Here is a 19,597-nt window from a genome sequence, read left to right as displayed (position 1 = left end):
CCCATGTCGGCATTCGATACTTCCTTCCTACGCGTCGGCGCCGAAAGCCGGGTTCGTCCGGTCAAGGCTGCAAGGCAGACCATCTCGATCGAGCGGTTTCTGCCCTTCCTGCTGCCCATCGTCGTGATCGCGGCATGGCAGCTCGGCTCGTCGGTCGGATGGATCTCGACGCGCATCATGCCGTCACCCGCAGCAGTCGTGACCGCCTTCTGGCAGACGACGATTTCCGGTCAGCTGCCGAACAACATTCTCGTCAGCGCCGGTCGCGCCTTTGCCGGCCTGCTGGTCGGCGGCTCGCTCGGCTTCCTGCTCGGCATCGCCAACGGCGTATCGCGTCTGTCGGAACAGTTGACCGACACAACGCTGCAGATGCTGCGCACCATTCCGCACCTTGCCATGGTGCCGCTTGTCATCCTCTGGTTCGGGATCGGCGAGGAATCGAAGCTGTTCCTGACGGCGCTCGGCGTGCTTTTCCCGATCTATCTCAACACCTATCACGGCGTGCGCAATGTGGATCGCGGCCTGATCGAGATGGGGAAGGTCTACGGCATGAGCAACTGGACGCTGTTCAGGAAAGTGATCTTTCCCGGCGCCCTGCCGTCCATCCTTGTCGGACTGCGCTTCGCACTCGGCATCATGTGGCTGACGCTGATCGTTGCGGAGTCGATCGCCGCATCGTCGGGCATCGGCTACATGGCCAACAATGCCCGTGAGTTCGGCATGACCGATGTCGTGGTCCTGACGCTGGTCATCTACGCCATCCTCGGAAAGCTTGCCGATGTCGTCGCACGGACAATCGAGCGCAAGACGCTCCGCTGGAACCCGGCCTATCAGAATTGAGGAGCGTGCCATGAGCGTGATCGCACCGGATCGTTTTCGACCGCAAGCCGTAAGTGCCGCTCCGCAAGCCGCGGGTGCTGCCGCCATACATATCAGGGGGCTGGAAAAGAGCTTCGGGAACAATCGAGTCCTGCGCGGCATCGATCTCGATGTTCCTGCCGGCCAGTTCGTCGCCGTGATCGGGAAAAGCGGGTGCGGCAAGAGCACACTGCTGCGCATCTTGATGGGGCTCGATGAGCCGAGCGGGGGTCATCTGCGCTTCGAGGCGGCGGGCGGCAGCGACACGGAACCCAATACCCGCATCGTCTTCCAGGAGCCGCGCTTGCTGCCCTGGCTTTCGGTCGCGGACAATGTGGCTGTCGGACTGGGCGAGGGTGTACCCCGCGATGTAGTGCGCGGTGCAACGGTTTCGGTTCTCTCAGAAGTGCAGCTTGCGGAGAAATCAGGCGAATGGCCGTCCAGGCTTTCCGGCGGCCAGAAGCAGCGCGTGGCGCTCGCCCGGGCACTCGTCAGCAAGCCCGGCGTGCTTGCGCTCGACGAGCCTCTGGGCGCCCTGGATGCGCTGACCCGCATCAGCATGCAGGAGCTGCTGAACCGCGTCTGGCGTGAGCTTGGCTTTACCGCAGTGCTCGTAACGCATGATGTGAGCGAAGCCGTGCACCTTGCAGATCGCGTCGTGGTGCTGGACGAAGGGAGGATCGTGCTCGATCTTGCCGTTCCCTATCCGCATCCGCGACGTCACGGCAATCCGGCGCTGGCCGAACTCGAGGGGCAGCTGCTGGCCGCGATCCTCGGCGAGGCGCGCGCCGGCTAGCGCAATTCCAAGAAAAGTGTGGAGCGATTTTTTTCCGTCCTGAATTACGCAAAAGCGGCGAAATAGAGCAATTAGGCAACGCTTAATCGCTCTAATTCGGCCTGGTCTCGTCGCCCTCGATGTAGAGCCGAAGGCGATCGAAGCCGATTTCAGTGCCCATCAGCCGCGATCCGTTGTCGCCGTAGCCGTCGAGGAAAACCACCTGTTCGACGAAGGACATTTTCGTGCTCGCGGGCTCCGGCGTGAAGGTGACCGTTGCCAGCGATACGGAAATTCTGACGTCGTCTAGCATCATGTCGAAGGCATAGATAATGCGCTCGTTCTCGACGACGTCGATGTAGCGGGCCTGATAGGCATGCACGACGCCGTCCGTCGAGGCGACGCGGCTGCTTTCGCTGCCGCCGGCGCGAAAGTCGAGCCTGAATTCCAACGGAACCCAATCCTCGTGGCAGGCAAACCATTGCCGCTTCTGCTCGGCGATCGCCCAGGCATTGAAGACTCGCGACAGGGGTGCCTGGAAGTGACGCTCTATGGTGAGCGTCCTGTGTTCCGTTAATTTTGTGCTCATTCGGTCGTTGTCTCCGTTGAAGCATCCGCGAGAAAAAGATCGAGACGGTCGAAAGTCTTGTTCCACGATGCCTTGCGTTCGGCAACCCAGCGCTCAACCGATGCCAGCGCCTCCTTGCGAAGGTGATAGGTCCGCACCCGGCCGGTTTTTTCCGACAATACCAGGCCGCTCGCCTCCAGCACATGCAGATGCTTCATTACGGTCGGCAGCGCCATGGCGAAGGGTTGCGCCAATTCCGTTACGGAAGCAGGACCCCGGCCGAGCCGGTCGATCATGTCGCGCCGGCTCTGATCGGAAAGCGCCTGAAACATCCGGTCGAGTGCCTGCGGCTCTTCAATCATGCGACTTTTCCGGGCGGAATTGGGCGGGCAGTTTCTCGTGATAGGGATAGAAGTGGAAATAGGGCATCGCTTCCTCAAGTACACGGGCGAAGGACGGGCGGTCGAGAAGGCGTTGGTAGTATCCCTTCAGTCGGGATTGTGTTTCATCGAAGGGCACGAGCGTTTCGGAGTAGAAGAGGGCAGGTGCCGCGGCGCAATCGGCCATGGTCAAGCTATCGCCGGTGATCCAGGTCTTCTCGCCGAGTTGTTGCTCGATCATGCCGTAGGCGGTGCGCAGCAGCGCTTGTGCTTCGGCGACGCTCTGAGGGTCGCGTGCGTCGTCCGGTCGGCGTATGTCCGCAACGATCTTCTGCATCGGCTCCTGAACGTAGAGATCGAAGAAGCGGTCCCAGAGCCGGACGCATAGGGCATCCGTCGGATCGAGCGGCAACAGCGGTGTCGTACTTGGATAATGCCGATCGAGATATTCGATGATGATGCTGGTTTCGGGAACGGTGCTGTCAAGCGTTTCGTCACGCAGCACGGGAAATTTGCCGATGGGCCAGAGGCGCACCAGCGATGCGCGCGATGCCTCATTGCCAAGGTCGATGATCCGGCTTTCGAACGGCGTGCCATTCTCATAAAGCGCCATCAGCACCTTATGGCAGAAGGAGGCAAGGGGATGCTGATAGAGAACAAGGGACATGCGACGACCTTTCCCGCATCAAGGTTCGAGCTGAAACTTATCTAAATGGCTAAGTAACGGCTCGGACGTCATCTTGCAAGCAATAGTTATCCATTTGGATAACTATTGCCTCTGTCCAGCTTCGGTGATGTCAGTCTGCAAGGCGGCGCGCGATGACCAGATGGCCCGGCGTCGGCTGGCCTTCCTGCATCCGGACATTGATGTCGCTGATCTCGATCAGCTCGAAGCCCGTCTCCTTCAGCCGCTCGCGCACATAGGCCTCTGCGTGGGCGAAACGCTGGTGCGCGCCGACCATATAGGGGCGCCCGGCGAAGATCGCATCCGGCAGGGTTTCGGAAGAGAAGATGAAGAGGCCGCCAGGCGTCATATTGTCAGCTGCGCCGAAGAACAGGGGCTCCAGTGCGCCGAGATAGGGCAGGACGTCGGTGGCGGTGATCAGGTCGAAAGGCTCTTCGTCATTATCGTCAAGGAAATCCTCGACCTCGGCAACGAAGAGGGTTTCGTAGATGTCCTTTTCGTGGGCGACCTCGACCATGTTTTCGGAGAGGTCGATGCCGGTGATGTCCTCGACGATGTCGCGCAAGGTGCTTCCCGTGAGGCCCGTGCCGCAGCCGAGGTCGAGCATGCGCTTGAAGGGACCGAGGCCGAGCGCCTGCAGGCGTTGGCGGACGAGGGCCGGGACATGATAGCCGAGCTGCTCGACGAGCACGTCCTCAAAGACCTCGGCATGCTGGTCGAACAGCGTTTCGACATAGGCATCCGGCGCCTTCACAGGTGTTTCGCCACGCCCCATCGAGGCAATGCGGACGGCCGCGCCGCCGTGGTCCTCGGGGTCGATGGCCAGCACTTCCTCATAGGCGCTCACGGCGGCGTCGATATCGCCGGCCTTTTCCAGAGCCAGGGCGCGATTGTAAGCTTCCGCCAGCGCGTCTTCGTCGATCTTCTTCTTTGCCATGGATCAGCCGCCTTTCGTTTGTCCCGCAGGCATTAAGGCGCTTGATCGGCTTTTGCAATGCTTGCCTTGGAGGAGCAAAATACGGCTTGCGGCAACGGCGGGCCATGCGGCTGTCGCTCAAAAAAAGAAAAGGGAGGAAGAGACCATGGCTACGGAACTCACCACATCCCATCTCATCGACGGCGCGACGGATCAGAAACGGCCGCCGATGCCTTCGACACCGGGGGAGATCACCAACACCTTGAGCCACTATTATCGCGGCGAGCTTGGCCGGATGACCAGTTGGCGGGACCGCATTGACCGGACGTCGAACTGGGCGATCACCGTCGTTGCCGCGCTATTGTCCGTATCGCTGTCCTCGCCGACCTCGCATCACGGCGTCTTGCTGTTCGGCATGATGCTGATCTCGCTGCTGCTGATGATCGAGGCGCGGCGCTATCGCTTCTTCGATATTTATCGCGCACGCGTGCGGCAGTTGGAACGCAGCTATTTTGCGCAGATCCTCGCCCCGGAAGCAGAGTTCAATCCCGATTGGGCGCTGTCCATCGCCAAGAGCTTGCGGGCGCCGCGGTTTCTGCTCGGCTATTTCGATGCGATGGGGCGGCGGTTGCGGCGGAATTATTGCTGGATGTATGTCATTCTTCTGCTTGCATGGATCCTGAAAATCTCGACGCCGAAATTGCAAAGCGAAGGCGCGCCGCAGGAGCTTGCGCATTCGTGGAGCTATGTTGCCGACAACGCGGCGCTCGGACCAATCCCCGGCTGGCCGGTGATTGCGATAGTTGCTGTCTTTTATGCCGCCATTCTCTATGGCGTGCTGCGTCGCGGGCCGGACGACAGTGATTTCACCCGTGGCGAGGCGCATGTCTGAACGATCGGCGTAGCCGGTCTAGTGCAGAATGAATTCGCCCTTCAATGCCCGCCACTCGGTTGCGGATATCAGCTTGCGATGAACATATCGCACCGAATGGAGCGGTCCGTCCAACTTCTCCTGCCAGAACCTCAGGAAGCCGCGCATTTCCGGGAAGTTCGGGGCGAGGTCATAGTCCTGCCAGATATAGGTCTGGAGAAATTGAGGATGATCGGGCAGGCGGTACAGGATCTGCGCCGTCGTCAACCCATAGCCTTGCAGCTGCTTTTGCATGTCTTCGTGCATGAGGCCTCACTTTCCGTTCCCATTTTTTGTTCGTGACTCAGGGTCACAAGGATATGGAAACAGCTCATAGTAAACCCAAGCTTTACAAAAGTGTCGTAAAAGAAATTTTCATCACGAAAATCAATGTGTTAGCAGCGCATGCGGGCGAGTGCTGCCAAGTGAGCAGGCGGCGCTTAAGACGCCGCTGCTGCATCAGCGCTTGAGGTGCCGTGTCAGTTGCCCTTCCATCCGGGCCCAACCGTTACGCATGAGTTCAACGATCGCCAGATAGAAGATCGCCGCCCAGAGATAGGTCTGGTAATCATAGGTGCGCGAGAAAGCGTAGCGCGTTTCGCCCATCAGATCGTAGACGGTGATGATCGACACCGTAGCCGAGCTCTTGATCAGCAGGATGATCTCGTTGCCGTAGGGACGCAGAGCGACGATAAGCGCCTGGGGAATGATGATCTTGCGGAAGGCGATCCACGTATGGATGCCTAGAGAGTTTGCAGCCTCCCGCTGGCCGCTCGGTACGCTCTGGACGGCGCCGCGGACGATTTCCGTCTGATAGGCGGCCGTATTCAGCGTCATGGCGAAGACGCCGCAATAGAATGGATCCTTGAAGAACCACCAGAGGCCGATATCCTCGAAGAGCCAGCGAAAGCTCGGGAAGCCGTAATAGACCATGAATATCTGCGCCAGCAGCGGCGTGCCGCGGAAAAGATAGACATAGCAGTAGGTGAGGGTGCTCAGGATCTTGTTTTTCGACATGCGGGCGAATGCCAGCGGTATCGACAGGATCGCCCCGAGTATGAAGGACATGCCGACCAGCTTGACGGTGATCCAGAGGCCGTGGAGAAGCCGCGGTCCATAGGTATCAAGCTTCTCGACGTCCCAGTTGGTCACGATCATCGCCAGCAGCGAAATGCCAAGAAGGCTCCAGAGCGTCAGGAAGAAATAGCCGGCGATGCGGGACTTCGATAGCTTTCTGATTGTCTTGGGCGGTGCCGGTTGCGCCGCGATCAGGATTTCGGCATGGCTCATCGACGAACCTCCGCACGTTTGGCCCATCGATCGAGATAGAAGAGGCCGATAGAGGACGTGACGGCCAGCGTCAGATAGAACAGGCAGGCGATTGAATAGAAGGTGAAGGGCGCCTTCGTGGCGCGCACGGCGATACCCGTCTGCCGGATGATGTCGGCAAGACCGATGATCGAGACGTAGGACGTGTCCTTCAGCAGGTTCATCCAGAGGTTTCCGAGGTTCGGAAGCGAGATGCGAACAAGCTGCGGCAGAATGATCAGCCGCATGGTACGGACGCGGTGGAAGCCGAGTGCGTCGCCCGCCTCGTATTGACCTTTCGGAATTGCCTTGAAAGCGGATACCAGCACTTCCGAGCAATAGGCCGAGAAGACGATCGCCAATGCGAACATGCCGGCGGCGAAGGCATTGATCTCGATGGGTCCGTTATAGCCAAATCTGGCAAGGACCGATTGCAGCAGGATCTGCATGCCGTAATAGATGATGAAAAGCGTCAGCAGCTCCGGCAGGCCGCGGAAAATCGTGGTGAAGACACCCGCCGCGAGCCGTAGCGACTTCTCCTCCGATTGTTGCGCCAGCGCGACGAAGAAGCCGATGACCAGGCCGAGCGGCAGTGTGAGGACCGCAACGGCAATGGTAACCTTCAGACCGCCGGCGAGTTCATCGCCCCAGCCCGTATCGCCGCAGGCGAGCATCGTATTCTGGCCGAACACAGTGAACAAACCGGCCGGACCACACAACGGGTCGAAAATCGTACTCAGCCAGGTCCACAAGGAACCCAGCGCGGAAAACAATCCGCTCATGCCGTATTTCCCCTAGCGGCTTTTGCCGCGTTTCTGCTTATATTATTCTCGTTGTCAAACAAAAACGGCGGAAGAGCAAGCTTCCGCCGTCGTCTTTTCCAAGGGAATCGACGGGCGATCAGTCGCCGTAAACGTCGAAATCGAAGTATTTGGCCTGAATCTTCTTGTAGGTGCCGTCAGCACGGATCGCCGCGATGGCGGCGTTGAACTTGTCCTTGAGAGCCGTATCGCCCTTGCGAACGGCGATACCCGCACCGGCGCCGTTGATGACCGGATCGATCTTCAGCGTGCCGAGCATCTTGCAGCAGGCGCCCGCATCCGACTTGACCCATTCGGAGAGCACGACAACGTCGTCGATGGCGGCATCGATACGGCCGTTGCCGAGGTCGAGCTTGTATTCGTCAGCCGACGGATAGAGCTTCAGTTCGGCATCCTTGAGATGGGCGGAGGCGTAGTTGGCGTGCGTCGTCGAGGACTGGGCACCAATGGACTTGCCCTTCAGGGCTTCGTCCGTCGGTTCCTTGATGGTCGAATCCTTCGGCACGGCGATCGCCGGCGGCGTATTGTAGTACTTGTTGGTGAAGTCGACGATCTTCTCGCGCTCCGGCGTGATCGACATGGAGGAGACAATTGCGTCGAACTTCTTGGCCTGGAGGGCCGGAATGATGCCGTCGAAATCCTGGTTCACGAAGGTGCACTTGACCTTCATCTGATCGCAAAGCGCATTGGCTATATCGATATCGAAGCCGACGAACTTGCCGCCGGCATCGAGCGATTCGAACGGCGGGTAGGTGGCGTCCGTGCCGATGACGATCGTGTCGCCGTCCGCAAGCGCCGCGCCGGCGAGAAGCGACATAGCGGCGAAGGACGCAGCGGCAAGAAGACGAGTGGAGATGCGCATATTGATCCTCTCTGTTGGCGGCCGGCAGCTCATTATTGTTGATTGGCGTCCGGCTCGAGTGGAGCGGGTGGGTGACCCGCCTTGCGGCGATATTCGTACTTTTTTTTCGAAAATTGCAACTGGAATTACGAGGATGATCGTTGCCGTGCGATCCCGAGGCAATGCGAAAGCGCGCGCGGGAAATCTGAATGGAAGCCGTCCGGCGCATTCAGCCAGGGTTAATTGCGGCATCCTAATAGTTCCGGAACATATAGCGGCCTGCCGCGATTCAGTCTCACGAGAACCGAAATTCGGCCTGCTTCGTGGGACATCACGTCGCCCGCTGAGAGATTCGCAATTCGGCGAACAAAGATCATAAGAGGAGACCCATATGGGTAAGCGATCCAGACTATTTGCCAGTGCCGCGTTTCCGCTGCTTTCGCTATCGCTCGCGTTCGAGCCGGCGGCGGCTGCGGCACTGCGCGAGCAGCCCGTCGCGCCATTGACCAATGACATTGCCGGCGTCGTCGCGGGTGGTGGCAATGCGAGCATCGAGGTCGCGCAGCAGGCGGCGCCTGCGGCCCAACCGGACGAAGAACAGCTCAAGCACAAGAAGCCTGGCGAGGGCGGCCAGGGCGAACCGCAAGGCCAGAAGCATGAAGGCGGCGCGGAACAGAAGCCGCCGAAGCAGCAGCCGGAAGCGCAGCCGCCGAAAGCGGAACATCAGCAGCCGGCACAGCAGGAACAGCCCAAGGCTGAACACAAGCAGCCGGCCGAAGCACCGCAGGCGCAGCCCGAAGCCAAGCCGCAGCCCAAGGCTGCAGCGCCGGAGCCGGCACCTGCGACACAGCAGCAAAAGCAGAATGCCCAGCAGCCGGCAAAGCAGCCTGAAGCAAAGCAGCCTGAGGCGGCACCGCAGCCAAAGGCAGAGCATAAGCAGCCTGCCGCCGAGCAGCCGCAGGGCCAGCCCGCGCCGAAGGCGCAGCAGCCAGCCCCGGCTCAGAAGGCCGCTCCTGCCGCTGGTGAGCCGCAGAATCAGCAGGCTCAACCCGAAAAGCAGGTGCAGCCTGAACAGAAAGCCCCTCCCAAGCAACAGATCCAATCCGAGGCTCCGGCGCAGCAGCCGGCCGAGCAGCCGCTAGCACCTGCCGGCCAGCCTCCGAAGGGTCATAAGACTCAGCCGGGGACACAGGTTCAGCCTGAAACCCAACCCGGAACGCAGGTAGTACCCGGCGCGGAGCAGGGGCAAAAGCCGGCCGGAGACAAGACGCACGGCAAGCAGCCGCAGAATCAGCAGCAGGGCGAACAGCCGGCGGCTAATCCGCAGCAGCCGGCTCAGAAGACCGAGCCCCAGGGGCAGCAGGGTCAGGAGCAAAACCAGGCCGCACCGCAGCCCGGCAAGCAGCAACCGAATAAGGCCGCTGAGACGCCGGCACAGGGCACTGCAACACCTGCTCCGGCGAATGGCAGTGCAACGCCTGCGCCTGCCAATGGCAATGCCGCACCCGCGCCGGCCAATGGTAGCGCACAGCAAGGTGCCGAGATCCAGCTGCCTCCGGCAGAACAAATCTCGCCGCAGGACCTGGAGCGCCGCAAGAAGATTGCGGAAGATCCAGCCTCTGCGAAGGGCCCCGTCATCCTGCCTGTTCAAAACGGCAGTGCTGTTCTGGACAGCCAGAAGGATGCGGTTCGCCGCGGCGAGCATCTGAACGGTGGGCAGAATCCCGGCGCTCCGGGTGCCCAGGGTCAGAAGGGGCAGGGCCAGAACGGGCAGGCGCAGAATGCCCCTGCACAGCAGCCGCCGGCGGCCTATACGAAGCCACCGACCTCTGACGCCGAGGCGCAGCGCGCGGCTCCTGGCGGCCAGCCGCAACCGCCCGTCAAGATGGAAGCCGTGACCAGCGAGCAGGGTCGCCGGATCGATCGCCGGCCGGACTTTGCCTCGCCGCAGGGAACGGCGGTGCAAACCATCATCAATCAGGACAATCGCACGATCGTGAACGTCGACAACAACTACGTCGTTCGCCATGACGATACTGATCGCTTCGTCCGCGGCGGTGAACGGCCCACCTATGAGCAGTTGCCCAGGGATCGTTATCGCGAGACGATCGACCAGCCGGACGGCGATCGCGTCATCACCATCCGCAACCGCTATGGCGACATCATCCAGCGGTCCCGTATCGATGCCAGCGGCCGGGAATATGTTCTGTTCTACTCGCCTGAGCTCGAGCAGCAGCCCGACCACGACAACTATTTCCGCGATCCGGGCGACGACCTGCCGCCGATGCGCCTGCTCATTCCTCTGAGCCAGTACATCATCGACACGGCGTCCAACCGCAACGCGGATTACTACGACTTCCTGCGCGAACCGCCGGTCGAGCCGGTCGAGCGGATCTATTCGGTCAACGAAGTGCGGTATTCGGCCCGTATCCGTGACAAGATCCGTCGTATCGACCTCGACACGATCACCTTCGCAACGGGCAGCGCCGACATTCCGATGTCGCAAGCCAGCTCGCTGCGGGGTGTTGCCGACGGGATATCGCAGATCGTCAAGCGGGATCCGACCGAGACCTTCCTCATCGAAGGCCATACGGATGCCGTCGGCTCGGCAGAAAGCAATCTGATCCTGTCCGATCGCCGTGCGGAATCGGTCGCCAATGTGCTCAGCGATGTCTATGGCATCCCTGCTGAGAACCTGGTCACCCAGGGCTATGGAGAGCAGTATCTCAAGGTGAACACGCTCGGACCGTCGCAGGAGAACCGCCGCGTCACCATCCGCCGCATCACGCCGCTGGTGCGTCCGGTCGCGTCCAACCGTTAAGTCGGATTCGAGCCAATTTACGAGGCCGCCGGGAAACCGGCGGCCTTTTATTTTGCCGGCTCATCAAGGCCGACCGTTGCGGCAATGAAATCGGCGATTGCCAGCGTGTCGTCGAGGTCGAAGACTTCGAGCGAACCCGCATCCTCCACAGGATGGTCGGCGGCGATGGCGACGATATGCGGGTCGTGTGCTGCGAGCGGCTCCCGGTTGACGGCCTCCAGGCGGCGTGCCTCGATCTTCGGGATTGGCTCGCGCTTGTAGCCCTCGATCAGCACGAGGTCGCAGGGAGCGAGACGCGCCAGTATTTCCTCGAAGCTTGGTTCAGGCGCGCCGCGCAATTCGTGCATGATGGCATAACGCGTGCCTGAGACGATGGTGACCTCGTGCGCTCCGGCCTCGCGATGGCGAAAGCTGTCGGCGCCCATCTTGTCGATATCGAAGTCATGATGCGCATGCTTGATGGTCGAGATCCTGTAACCGCGCCGGGTGAATTCGGTGACCAGGCGCACCGCAAGTCCGGTCTTGCCGGAATTCTTCCAGCCTGCAATGCCGAAGATCTTCGGTCGAGGTGTTGTCATGAGATGCCTTCCAGTGCGGCGAGCCATTTCTCCGCTTCGATCAGATCGGTTGGAGTGTTGACGTTGAAGAAGGGGTCGAGAGGACCGATCCGCGTTTCGACCGCGGGGAATTTCACCGTTCGGACGTCATGGCGTGCGAGAAAATCTCTGACGCGCCGTTTCGGGTCCGAGACGATCCACGTCTCGAGATCGGCGGTGGCGGAGACGGGCCAGAGACCGAAAGTGGGATGGTCACGGTCGAACGATGTGGCGATCGCAATGTCGTCGCGGCCTTGAATGGCATCCGCCAGCCGCGCGATCAGATCGAGCGGGAAGAAGGGGCTGTCTATGGGGACAGTGGCAACATGCGAAACCTGCGGATAGCGCAGCGCCGTATCCCGCATGGCGGTGAGCACGCCTGCCAGCGGCCCGAGCTTGCCGGGAATCCCGTCCGGGACAAGCGTCAACCCCAGCGTGTCGGGCCAATCAGGATCGGCGTTGAGCGCGACGGGCTTTCTTTGTCGCTGCGTGATTCGTGTCGAGATACGGGCGAGAAGGCTTTCTCCACCCAATAAGACAAACGCCTTGTTCACACCCATGCGGCTCGACCGGCCCCCTGCGAGCAGGACGACTGGGATATCGTCGGCATTGGCGATGAAGCCGGACATGATTGTGACCTCAGGCGGGAACGCGGGGCTCTGATTCCTGCGCGACGCGCTCGGCGGCCCGCCGTTTGTTTTCCCGATAGAATGTATAGATGCCGGAGGCGATGACAATCGCGGCGCCAATTATGGCCCAACTGTCAGGCATCTCGCCGAAGACGAGCAGGCCCAGCAAGGCGGACCAGATGAGGCTCAGATAGCGGAAGGGCGCGACGAAGGAGATTTCGCCGGTGCGCATTGCCAGGATGACAGCCTGATAGCCGATCAGCACGAGAATGGATGCGAGCAGGATCTGGAGGAGAGACGTGATGCTTACAGGCTGCCAGCCGCCGAGCGGAACGATGCAGAGGGCACCGAAGACGGAAATGGAGATTGCGGTACATACCGTGACCATCAGCGACGGCACGTCCTTGCTGATGCAGCGTGTCGAGAGGTCGCGGGCGGCCGTCGCAAACATGCAGGCGATGGCGAGGAGCGCCCCCGTGGTAAAGCCCTCCGGGCCGGGCCGGATGATGATCAGGACGCCGAGGAAGCCGACCGTAATTGCCGCCCATCGCCGCCATCCCACAGGCTCTTTCAGAAACACCACCGCACCGAGCGTCACCGCCAGAGGCACGGCCTGCTGAATGGCCGAGGCATTGGCGATCGGCATCATCCCGAGTGCGGTGATATAGGTTGCCGCGGCAATGGCTTCGCAGGCGATGCGCAGAGCGATCATCGGCTGCAGAATGACCTTCCAGGAACGTAGCGCACCCATTCTGCGGGCGAGGAGATAGACGAGGAAGGCCGTAAACAAGCCGCGGATGAAGATGATTTCGCCGGCGTTCATCGAGACGATAACCGTTTTGGACAGGGCGTCGCTGCTGCAGAAGCCGGCCATGGATGCGGCCATGAAAAGTGCGCCCTGCATATTCTTGGTCAGTCGCATGAAAAAACGAGTCTCCGGATTGTCAGTCTGGATTAGCGCCGTTTTCAGCAAATTGTAATCGCTTGTCTTTTCATGGTGGCGGAATTCGATTGTGCGCTGCAGCGCAATTGTCACCGAGAGGAATGGTATTTTCGCGCAGCAGTCGTAAAATGATGCGTCGGTTGTATTTTTTTTGCATATACGGCAGGGTTTTAGGCGTGCGATTAATTCTTATTCAATCTTATTTCCCGAGGCTCGCAGCGGTTTTGCATGAGGCAGAAGCACCTACCGCAGCGCAGCAGGAATGACGATCCCGCCTTCGCCGTCGACTTAGATAATCCAGTTGGGGCGCCGCATGTTTTTCATTGACCGTCTTCTGCAAAGCCGCCGAATTGTGACCAAGGTTCTCATCTTCGTGGTGCCGCTGGTGGTCCTCATCGCCGGCGTCGGCCTGGTCGGCTATCACACGGCGAATATTCTGAACGGCCACATGACCGTGACGCGTGCGACGATCGAAAACATCAGCGATTTCGAGAATTTGCAGGCTGCCCTCCAGGAGTTCACGGGAGCGCCGTCCGCCGACACGCGTCAGGCGCTCGCCGACAAGATCGATGCGCAGGAGCAGGGCGTGCACCGGCTGAGCGGCCTGCTCAGCGACGATCAGCGCGCCAAGATCGTTCCTGTCAGCGATCTTGCGGCTAAGATGCGCACCCAGGAAGCAACGCTCTGGGCGATCCGGCAGAAGCAGGACAGCGATGTCGAGGCAATCCGCAAGGCAGTGCAGGGTGTGGAAGCCACCGGCAAGGCCGCTGCCAAGCAGATCGATATCATCCGCAAGGATTTTAGCGACAAGGAAACCTTCGCCAAGGAGCTGCTTTACGATGCCGCGGCCTATAAGGGGTTGTCGGAGAAGATGAGCAATCTGCGCATCCAGGTGCAGATGGCGGCAGACTCCACGGAAGAGGTCTCGGATGCGCGCACCTATGCCGACGCCATTCTGAAGCAGGTGGGGGTATCCAAGGCGTTGGTCTCCAAGCGCGGCGCCGGCCTTGTCAATAACGCCTCCGATGCCGCCGACAAGCTCGATGCCGTATTGAAGAGTTCCGACACGCCCGATCAGAAGGTCGAGGCGATGGGACCGATCCTGCAGAGCTTCGTCAAGATCGAAGGCGACATGACGCTGCAGTCGGCCAAGAACAGCGACACTGCCGCTGGTCGCTTCGTCAGCCTCGACAAGATCATCGACGGTCAGAAGGAGCTTTTGGATCATGTCGATGAAGCGCTTGGGATCACCGACCGCCTGACATTGCACGCATCGCGCATGGAAAATGTCCGCGATGCCGCGTCGCGCGAGCCTGTCATGGCCGATCTCAAGGATCTGCAGGTCGCGGCTGAGAAGATTTCGGCGCTCGGCCAGACCAATGCGACGATGCGCGATTTCGCGGCCCATATGCAGCCCTTGATCGACAGCCTGACGAACGGATCGGCCGACCTGCTGCAGACCGCAGCCGACTGGAAGACGACACGCGTCCAATCCAACCAACTGCTGGCCGATGCGATGACATCGCTTCGCAGTTTCGTCGCCCAGGCGCAGGAACTCGGCAAGGAAGACAGCGAGCGCTCGGCCAATGTTTCCGTGATCGCGATGATCCTCGGCACGCTGCTTGCCATCGTCGGCGGCCTGATGCTGGTGGAAACCCTGCGCGGACCGCTGAAGCGCGTCACCGAGATCATGACACGGCTTGCGAGCGGCGATCTGGAGGTAGCGATCGACGGACGCAATCGCGGTGACGAGATCGGCGACATGGTGCGTTCCGTCAGCGTCTTCCGGGACGCTGCGTTGGAGAACGTCCGGTTGGAGCGGGAAGCGGAGAGCGCCCGGGCGCTTTCGGAAGAGGAGGCTACCCGTCGTGCTGCCGAGCGTGCCCGCATCGAAGCCGAGCAGAAGCAGGCCTTGAACGCGCTGGCGGATGTTCTTGCCAAGCTTGCCGACGGCAATCTGGAAGAAAGCATGCGCGAAGACCTTTCCGCTGATTTCGTCGAAATGGCCTTCACCTACAATCATGCCATCGAAGCCCTGCGCGAAACCCTGACGGATGTCCGTTACACGGCGGAAGAGATCAAGGGCGGCACCGGCAACCTTGCCACGTCGGCCGACGATCTGGCGCGCCGCACCGAACAGCAGGCGGCAGCCCTCGAGGAAAGCTCGCGGGCGCTGCACCGCCTGAGCGATGTCGTGCGCTCCACGGCGGACCGCGCGCGGCAGACGGCGACGTCCGTCAACGAGACGCAGGCCTATGCGAGCCAGTCCGGTGAAGTGGTCGCCAAGGCTGTCGGCGCGATGAGCGAGATCAACCGTTCGTCCGAGAAGATCGCCACCATCATCGGCGTTATCGATGAAATCGCCTTCCAGACCAATCTTCTGGCGCTGAACGCAGGCGTCGAGGCGGCGCGTGCCGGCGAGGCAGGCCGCGGCTTTGCAGTGGTGGCTCAGGAAGTGCGCGAGCTGGCACAACGCTGCGCCAATGCGGCAAAGGAAATCAAGGGCCTGATATCGGCCAGTTCCTCCCAGGTGCAGAATGGCGTTCGCCTCGTCGAGCAGACTGGTGCGGCATTGACGGAGATCATCAGCCATGTCACCGGCGTGCAGAGGCTAGTGGCCGATATTTCTTCGGCCACCACCGAACAGTCGACCAGCATCGAGGAAGTGACCCGAGCCGTCGCCGAAGTGGAGCTGATCACGCAGCGGAATGCAGCGATGGTCGAGGAGAACAATGCCGAGATCCACGGTCTGCGCCAGCGTGTCGACACGTTGTCCGAAAAGATCGATCGCTTCCGCACGGGGGACGGCGATGTGGGCTACGAACACCATGGTCCCGCAGAGGTCACGCGCTATCGTGCGGCCTGAAGTATTACATTAGTAGAATATCATAACTATTTGAAAAGCGCTGGCCAATGAGCCGGCGCTTTTCGATTGGGCTAAAACCTAAACAGGGCTGTGATCATAGCAAGCCCGGGGATAGCCGGACTTGCTCTTCACGCCAGCGCTGCCAGCGGCGGCGCAATTCGCCCGATCGCATGCCGATAGGTTCTTTAAGTATCTCGGCGGCGACAATCCGGTCAGTGCGGAAATGGCGGAAACCCTGTCGCAGCTCGCACCAAGCGACCAGCAGGCTGCTCGTCTCGGCATAGCCGAGGATCACCGGCCACACTGTTCGCTCGGTCTCCTCGCTTGCCTCGGAGCTGTAGCGGAGTCGCAGTTTCATGCCGTGACGGATTGCCGATCTGAGCAGCGACCCATCGACACGCTCTTCCGGCTTGCCGCTGGTCGGTCTTGCGCCGACGGTCGGCTCGACGATGAAGGGGCGCAGGCGCTCGGGAACAACAGTGGCGATCTTCGCGACCACATCGCGCGCCGCGTTGGCGAGGACCTTGTCGGAATGGGCCGCGACCCACTGCGCGCCCAGCACCACCGCCTCCAGTTCGTCGGGCGCCAGCATCAGCGGCGGCATGTCGTAGCTTGCGGCAAGCAGATAGCCCAGCCCTGCCTCGCCTTCGATTGGAACCCGTTGGCCTATCAGATCCGCCACGTCGCGATAAACCGTGCGCTTCGAGACCTCCAGCTCTGCTGCCAGCGCGTTCGCGGTCACCGGTCGGGTCGATCGGCGGAGAATCTGGATGATCTGAAACAGTCGGTCGGCACGGCGCATCGCATACTTACTCCTGCTGACAGTATGGTGGCAGCAGGGTTATGCGACAAGGGGGTCTGCAGAGCCGCAAAGGCTTTGTATGCAATCAAAAGGACCAGCTATGAAGTTCGCTTCCACCCGTATCATCGCGGCTGACATAAAGGCCATGGTCGCCTTCTATGAAATGATTGCCGGGCTCCAGGCCGAATGGCTGGCCCCGGTCTTTGCCGAGATCCAGACGTCAGCGGCAACGTTGGCCATCGGCGCTGTCGAAACCGTTGCTCTTTGGAAAGAGGGAAGCGCCGAGCCCGGCGCCAATCGCACCGCCTGCATCGAATTCCAGGTCGCGGACATCGACGCCGAATACGAGCGCCTGAAGGACAAGGTTCCTCTAGTGCACGAGCTGAAGATGATGCCCTGGGGCAATAAGACCTTTCAGTTCCGCGACCCGGAGGGAACCGCGGTCTCGCTGTACATGCCGGCGACCGATGCGGCGAAAAAGCGCTTCGCGTCCCGCTAGTCGTGCTTGGCGAAGCGCGATCGGATCACCGGCTCCAAATGGAGCGTTTCACCATCGGCAGGTATCAGCAGGCGCGATGGATCGATACCGGCTGTATCCGCTGCCTGGCGAAGGTCTTGTCGCGTTATCGTCGCATGGTCGAGCGCTTCCATATGGGTTGCGACGACGATTGCTTGCGGGGCGAGGCGGCTGAGCGCGATCGTCTGCTCCGCATCCATGACGATAAGATCTCCGTCCCAGCGCGCGCCGCAGGAATGGGTGATGATGACGTCGGGGGAGACCTGCTGGATCGTCTCGGCAACCGGCGGGTAGAGGACGGTATCGCCTGCCCAATAGACAGTGGGTTCGCCGGCAGCCTCCAGCTTGAAGCCGATAACATGTCCCATTTTCTCCACGACCGGGCCGAGACCGTGGCTGCCTTGCCGCGGCGTGATCGTTATCCCTTGCCAGACCGTAGTCTCGTTCAGGGGTCTAACATCAGCGAATCCAGTTTCCCTGATAGAGCCTTCGTCGCCAGGCTGGCAGAGGAGCGGCAGGGCCTTCGGGACGCGTTTCTTCGCCACGGAATCGAAGTGATCGGTATGCAGGTGCGACACAATCACCAGCTCCACCCCTTGGAGAATGTCGTCGATCGCGCGGGGCAATTCCGTCATTGGGTTGGGAGAGCGGCCGGTAAAGGACGGGAGACTGTGGCGCGGCGCGAAATAGGGGTCGATCAACAGCAGATGGCCGCCATAGTTGATCTTCAGCGTCGCATTGCGAATGAGCTCAAGCTGCATTTTTGATTTTCTCGAGGTCGGCTAGCCGCCGGTGACGCTCATGTGGCGCGCGACAGCCGGCCGGTTATGGGTACGGTCGATGATGAAGTCATGACCTTTCGGCTTGCGGGTGATCGCTTCGTCGATCGCGGCATAAAGGAGAGCGTCATCTTCCGTCGCACGCAGCGCCGTACGCAAATCGGCGGCATCGTTCTGTCCGAGACACATGTAGAGCGTGCCCGTGCAGGTGAGCCGCACGCGGTTGCAGCTTTCGCAGAAATTATGCGTCATCGGCGTGATGAAACCGAGCCTTCCGCCGGTTTCCTCCACCTTGACATAACGGGCCGGGCCGCCTGTCTTGTAGGGGATATCGGACAGCGTGAATTGTTGCTCCAGGTCGGCGCGCAGCTGGGAGAGCGGCAGGTATTGATCGGTGCGATCCTCATCGATCTCACCCATCGGCATCGTCTCGATGACCGTTATGTCCATGCCCCGGCCATGGGCGAAACGCAGCAGCTCGGGAATTTCGGCCTCGTTGAAGCCCTTGAGAGCGACGGCATTGAGCTTGATCTTCAGGCCGGCTCTTTGTGCTGCGTCGATGCCCTCCATCACCTTGGCGAAATCGCCCCAACGGGTGATGCTGCGGAATTTGTCGGGGTCGAGCGTGTCGAGCGAGACGTTGATGCGCCGCACGCCACAATCGTAGAGTTCGTCGGCATGGCGGGCGAGCTGCGAACCGTTCGTCGTCAAGGTCAATTCGTCGAGCGCACCGTCACCGACATGCTTTCCGAGCTCGCGGACCAGAAACATGATGTTCTTACGCACCAGCGGCTCGCCGCCGGTGAGCCTGATCTTGCGCACGCCCTTGGCGATGAAGGCGGAACAGAGGCGATTGAGCTCTTCGAGCGTCAACAGATCCTTCTTCGGCAGGAAGGTCATGTGCTCGGCCATGCAGTAAGTGCAGCGGAAGTCGCAGCGGTCGGTGACCGAGACGCGCAGATAGGTGACCGCCCGTCCGAAAGGGTCAACCATCGGGGACGCATCCGCCACAAGCGGCGATCCATTGCCTATCGTACCAACAATGCTATTCACACAAACCTCCATTACACTGCTAATGTGTGCATAGGCGATTGTTGCGTCAAGGAAAATGCATTTTGATTGCACTTGCGCGTGAACGAACGGCGGCATAATTCTCGAACAGGCATTAAACGCATGGAAAAAGCGATGAGTGACGTCTGGCCGACCGAATTGAGGGTAACGAAGGACCGCCATCACCTTGTGGTGAGCTTCAACGACGGAACGAGCTTCGATTTGCCTGCCGAGATGCTGCGGGTGTTGTCGCCTTCCGCCGAAGTGCAGGGACATGGACCGGGGCAGAAGATCACCGTACCGGGCAAGCGCAATGTCGGCATCATGTCGATGACGCCAACAGGCAACTATGCGGTGCGCATCGGTTTCGACGATATGCACGATACCGGTATTTTCACCTGGCCCTATCTGCGCGAACTCGGCGAGAAGGGCGCGGAGCTCTTTGCGGCCTACGAAGCCGAACTGAAGGAAAAAGGTCTCAGCCGCGACACGGCTGCAAGGCCACATTAGCATTGGCGCATCAATGGGAAAA

General features: G+C 60.6%; 21 protein-coding genes. 7 read left to right on the top strand and 14 right to left on the bottom strand.

Annotated features, from left to right (window positions below; genetic code table 11):
* Nucleotides 1–3 precede the first annotated feature (3 nt).
* Both ssuC and GA0061101_RS14780 read left to right on the top strand, forming a co-directional pair.
* Nucleotides 4–840 (top strand): aliphatic sulfonate ABC transporter permease SsuC, encoded by an 837-nt coding sequence (ssuC, locus tag GA0061101_RS14785; RefSeq protein ID WP_037202490.1) that lies wholly within the window; start codon nt 4–6, stop codon nt 838–840.
* 10 nt (nt 841–850) lie between these two features.
* Entirely contained in the window at nt 851–1,654 is an 804-nt protein-coding gene (locus GA0061101_RS14780) for an ABC transporter ATP-binding protein (protein WP_037202489.1), read from the top strand.
* 91 nt (nt 1,655–1,745) lie between these two features.
* On the opposite strand, the gene GA0061101_RS14775 is transcribed toward GA0061101_RS14780, so the two are convergent.
* From GA0061101_RS14775 to GA0061101_RS14760, 4 genes are all read right to left on the bottom strand, one after another.
* Complete coding sequence (locus GA0061101_RS14775) at nt 1,746–2,222, bottom strand: SRPBCC family protein (protein WP_047556529.1); 477 nt, start codon at nt 2,220–2,222, stop codon at nt 1,746–1,748.
* A complete protein-coding gene (locus GA0061101_RS14770) occupies nt 2,219–2,563 on the bottom strand; it encodes an ArsR/SmtB family transcription factor (protein ID WP_037202487.1) in 345 nt (114 codons plus the stop codon). Before GA0061101_RS14770 ends, GA0061101_RS14775 begins: the two co-directional genes overlap by 4 nt.
* Nucleotides 2,556–3,248 (bottom strand): glutathione S-transferase family protein, encoded by a 693-nt coding sequence (locus GA0061101_RS14765; protein WP_092573828.1) that lies wholly within the window; start codon nt 3,246–3,248, stop codon nt 2,556–2,558. Before GA0061101_RS14765 ends, GA0061101_RS14770 begins: the two co-directional genes overlap by 8 nt.
* A gap of 130 nt (nt 3,249–3,378) precedes the next feature.
* Nucleotides 3,379–4,203 (bottom strand): class I SAM-dependent methyltransferase, encoded by an 825-nt coding sequence (locus GA0061101_RS14760; RefSeq protein WP_037202485.1) that lies wholly within the window; start codon nt 4,201–4,203, stop codon nt 3,379–3,381.
* A gap of 145 nt (nt 4,204–4,348) precedes the next feature.
* On the opposite strand from GA0061101_RS14760, the gene GA0061101_RS14755 reads away from it, so the two are divergent.
* Nucleotides 4,349–5,074 carry a DUF2270 domain-containing protein gene (locus tag GA0061101_RS14755; RefSeq protein WP_092573827.1) on the top strand — a complete coding sequence of 242 codons (726 nt, stop codon included), beginning with the start codon at nt 4,349–4,351 and terminating at the stop codon, nt 5,072–5,074.
* A gap of 18 nt (nt 5,075–5,092) precedes the next feature.
* On the opposite strand, the gene GA0061101_RS14750 is transcribed toward GA0061101_RS14755, so the two are convergent.
* From GA0061101_RS14750 to GA0061101_RS14735, 4 genes are all read right to left on the bottom strand, one after another.
* A complete protein-coding gene (locus GA0061101_RS14750; RefSeq protein ID WP_092573826.1) occupies nt 5,093–5,359 on the bottom strand; it encodes an usg protein in 267 nt (88 codons plus the stop codon).
* 192 nt (nt 5,360–5,551) lie between these two features.
* Nucleotides 5,552–6,382 (bottom strand): ABC transporter permease, encoded by an 831-nt coding sequence (locus tag GA0061101_RS14745; protein ID WP_037202483.1) that lies wholly within the window; start codon nt 6,380–6,382, stop codon nt 5,552–5,554.
* Nucleotides 6,379–7,182: an ABC transporter permease gene (locus GA0061101_RS14740; RefSeq protein ID WP_037202482.1), complete on the bottom strand. Its 804-nt coding sequence runs from the start codon at nt 7,180–7,182 to the stop codon at nt 6,379–6,381. The genes GA0061101_RS14745 and GA0061101_RS14740 overlap by 4 nt, the downstream gene beginning before the upstream one ends.
* Nucleotides 7,183–7,300: 118 nt before the next feature.
* Entirely contained in the window at nt 7,301–8,083 is a 783-nt protein-coding gene (locus tag GA0061101_RS14735) for an ABC transporter substrate-binding protein (protein ID WP_092573825.1), read from the bottom strand.
* A 370-nt stretch (nt 8,084–8,453) separates the two neighbouring features.
* Between GA0061101_RS14735 and GA0061101_RS14730 the strand changes: the two genes are divergently transcribed.
* On the top strand, nt 8,454–10,883 hold the full coding sequence (locus GA0061101_RS14730; RefSeq protein ID WP_037202480.1) for an OmpA family protein: 2,430 nt from the start codon (nt 8,454–8,456) through the stop codon (nt 10,881–10,883).
* A gap of 47 nt (nt 10,884–10,930) precedes the next feature.
* Here GA0061101_RS14730 and mobB read toward each other — a convergent pair whose 3' ends face one another.
* From mobB to GA0061101_RS14715, 3 genes are read right to left on the bottom strand one after another with little or no spacing between them, the layout of a single operon-like run.
* On the bottom strand, nt 10,931–11,461 hold the full coding sequence (gene mobB, locus GA0061101_RS14725; RefSeq protein WP_037202479.1) for a molybdopterin-guanine dinucleotide biosynthesis protein B: 531 nt from the start codon (nt 11,459–11,461) through the stop codon (nt 10,931–10,933).
* Nucleotides 11,458–12,108, bottom strand: a complete 651-nt coding sequence (gene mobA / locus GA0061101_RS14720; RefSeq protein WP_037202477.1) for a molybdenum cofactor guanylyltransferase MobA — start codon at nt 12,106–12,108, stop codon at nt 11,458–11,460. Before mobA ends, mobB begins: the two co-directional genes overlap by 4 nt.
* Before the next feature lie 10 nt (nt 12,109–12,118).
* On the bottom strand, nt 12,119–13,030 hold the full coding sequence (locus GA0061101_RS14715) for a DMT family transporter (RefSeq protein WP_037202851.1): 912 nt from the start codon (nt 13,028–13,030) through the stop codon (nt 12,119–12,121).
* Between the two features lie 334 nt (nt 13,031–13,364).
* Between GA0061101_RS14715 and GA0061101_RS14710 the strand changes: the two genes are divergently transcribed.
* Entirely contained in the window at nt 13,365–15,917 is a 2,553-nt protein-coding gene (locus GA0061101_RS14710) for a methyl-accepting chemotaxis protein (protein ID WP_037202475.1), read from the top strand.
* Nucleotides 15,918–16,011: 94 nt separating this feature from the next.
* On the opposite strand, the gene GA0061101_RS14705 is transcribed toward GA0061101_RS14710, so the two are convergent.
* A complete protein-coding gene (locus GA0061101_RS14705; RefSeq protein WP_037202473.1) occupies nt 16,012–16,719 on the bottom strand; it encodes a helix-turn-helix transcriptional regulator in 708 nt (235 codons plus the stop codon).
* A gap of 100 nt (nt 16,720–16,819) precedes the next feature.
* On the opposite strand from GA0061101_RS14705, the gene GA0061101_RS14700 reads away from it, so the two are divergent.
* Entirely contained in the window at nt 16,820–17,218 is a 399-nt protein-coding gene (locus tag GA0061101_RS14700; protein ID WP_037202471.1) for a VOC family protein, read from the top strand.
* Here the strand turns inward: GA0061101_RS14700 and GA0061101_RS14695 are convergent.
* Nucleotides 17,215–17,997, bottom strand: a complete 783-nt coding sequence (locus GA0061101_RS14695) for an MBL fold metallo-hydrolase (protein ID WP_037202469.1) — start codon at nt 17,995–17,997, stop codon at nt 17,215–17,217. The two genes, GA0061101_RS14700 and GA0061101_RS14695, sit on opposite strands and share 4 nt — an antisense overlap.
* 21 nt (nt 17,998–18,018) lie before the next feature.
* Nucleotides 18,019–19,068 (bottom strand): GTP 3',8-cyclase MoaA, encoded by a 1,050-nt coding sequence (moaA, locus tag GA0061101_RS14690; protein ID WP_037202467.1) that lies wholly within the window; start codon nt 19,066–19,068, stop codon nt 18,019–18,021.
* Between the two features lie 132 nt (nt 19,069–19,200).
* Between moaA and GA0061101_RS14685 the strand changes: the two genes are divergently transcribed.
* Nucleotides 19,201–19,575 (top strand): gamma-butyrobetaine hydroxylase family protein, encoded by a 375-nt coding sequence (locus GA0061101_RS14685; protein WP_037202465.1) that lies wholly within the window; start codon nt 19,201–19,203, stop codon nt 19,573–19,575.
* The last annotated feature ends 22 nt before the right edge of the window (nt 19,576–19,597 follow it).

The sequence above is a fragment of the Martinezella lusitana genome (assembly GCF_900094565.1).
GTDB lineage: Bacteria > Pseudomonadota > Alphaproteobacteria > Rhizobiales > Rhizobiaceae > Rhizobium > Rhizobium lusitanum.
The sequence above is the reverse complement of the archived record's forward strand: the minus strand, read 5'-3'. Positions and strand labels throughout refer to the sequence as shown.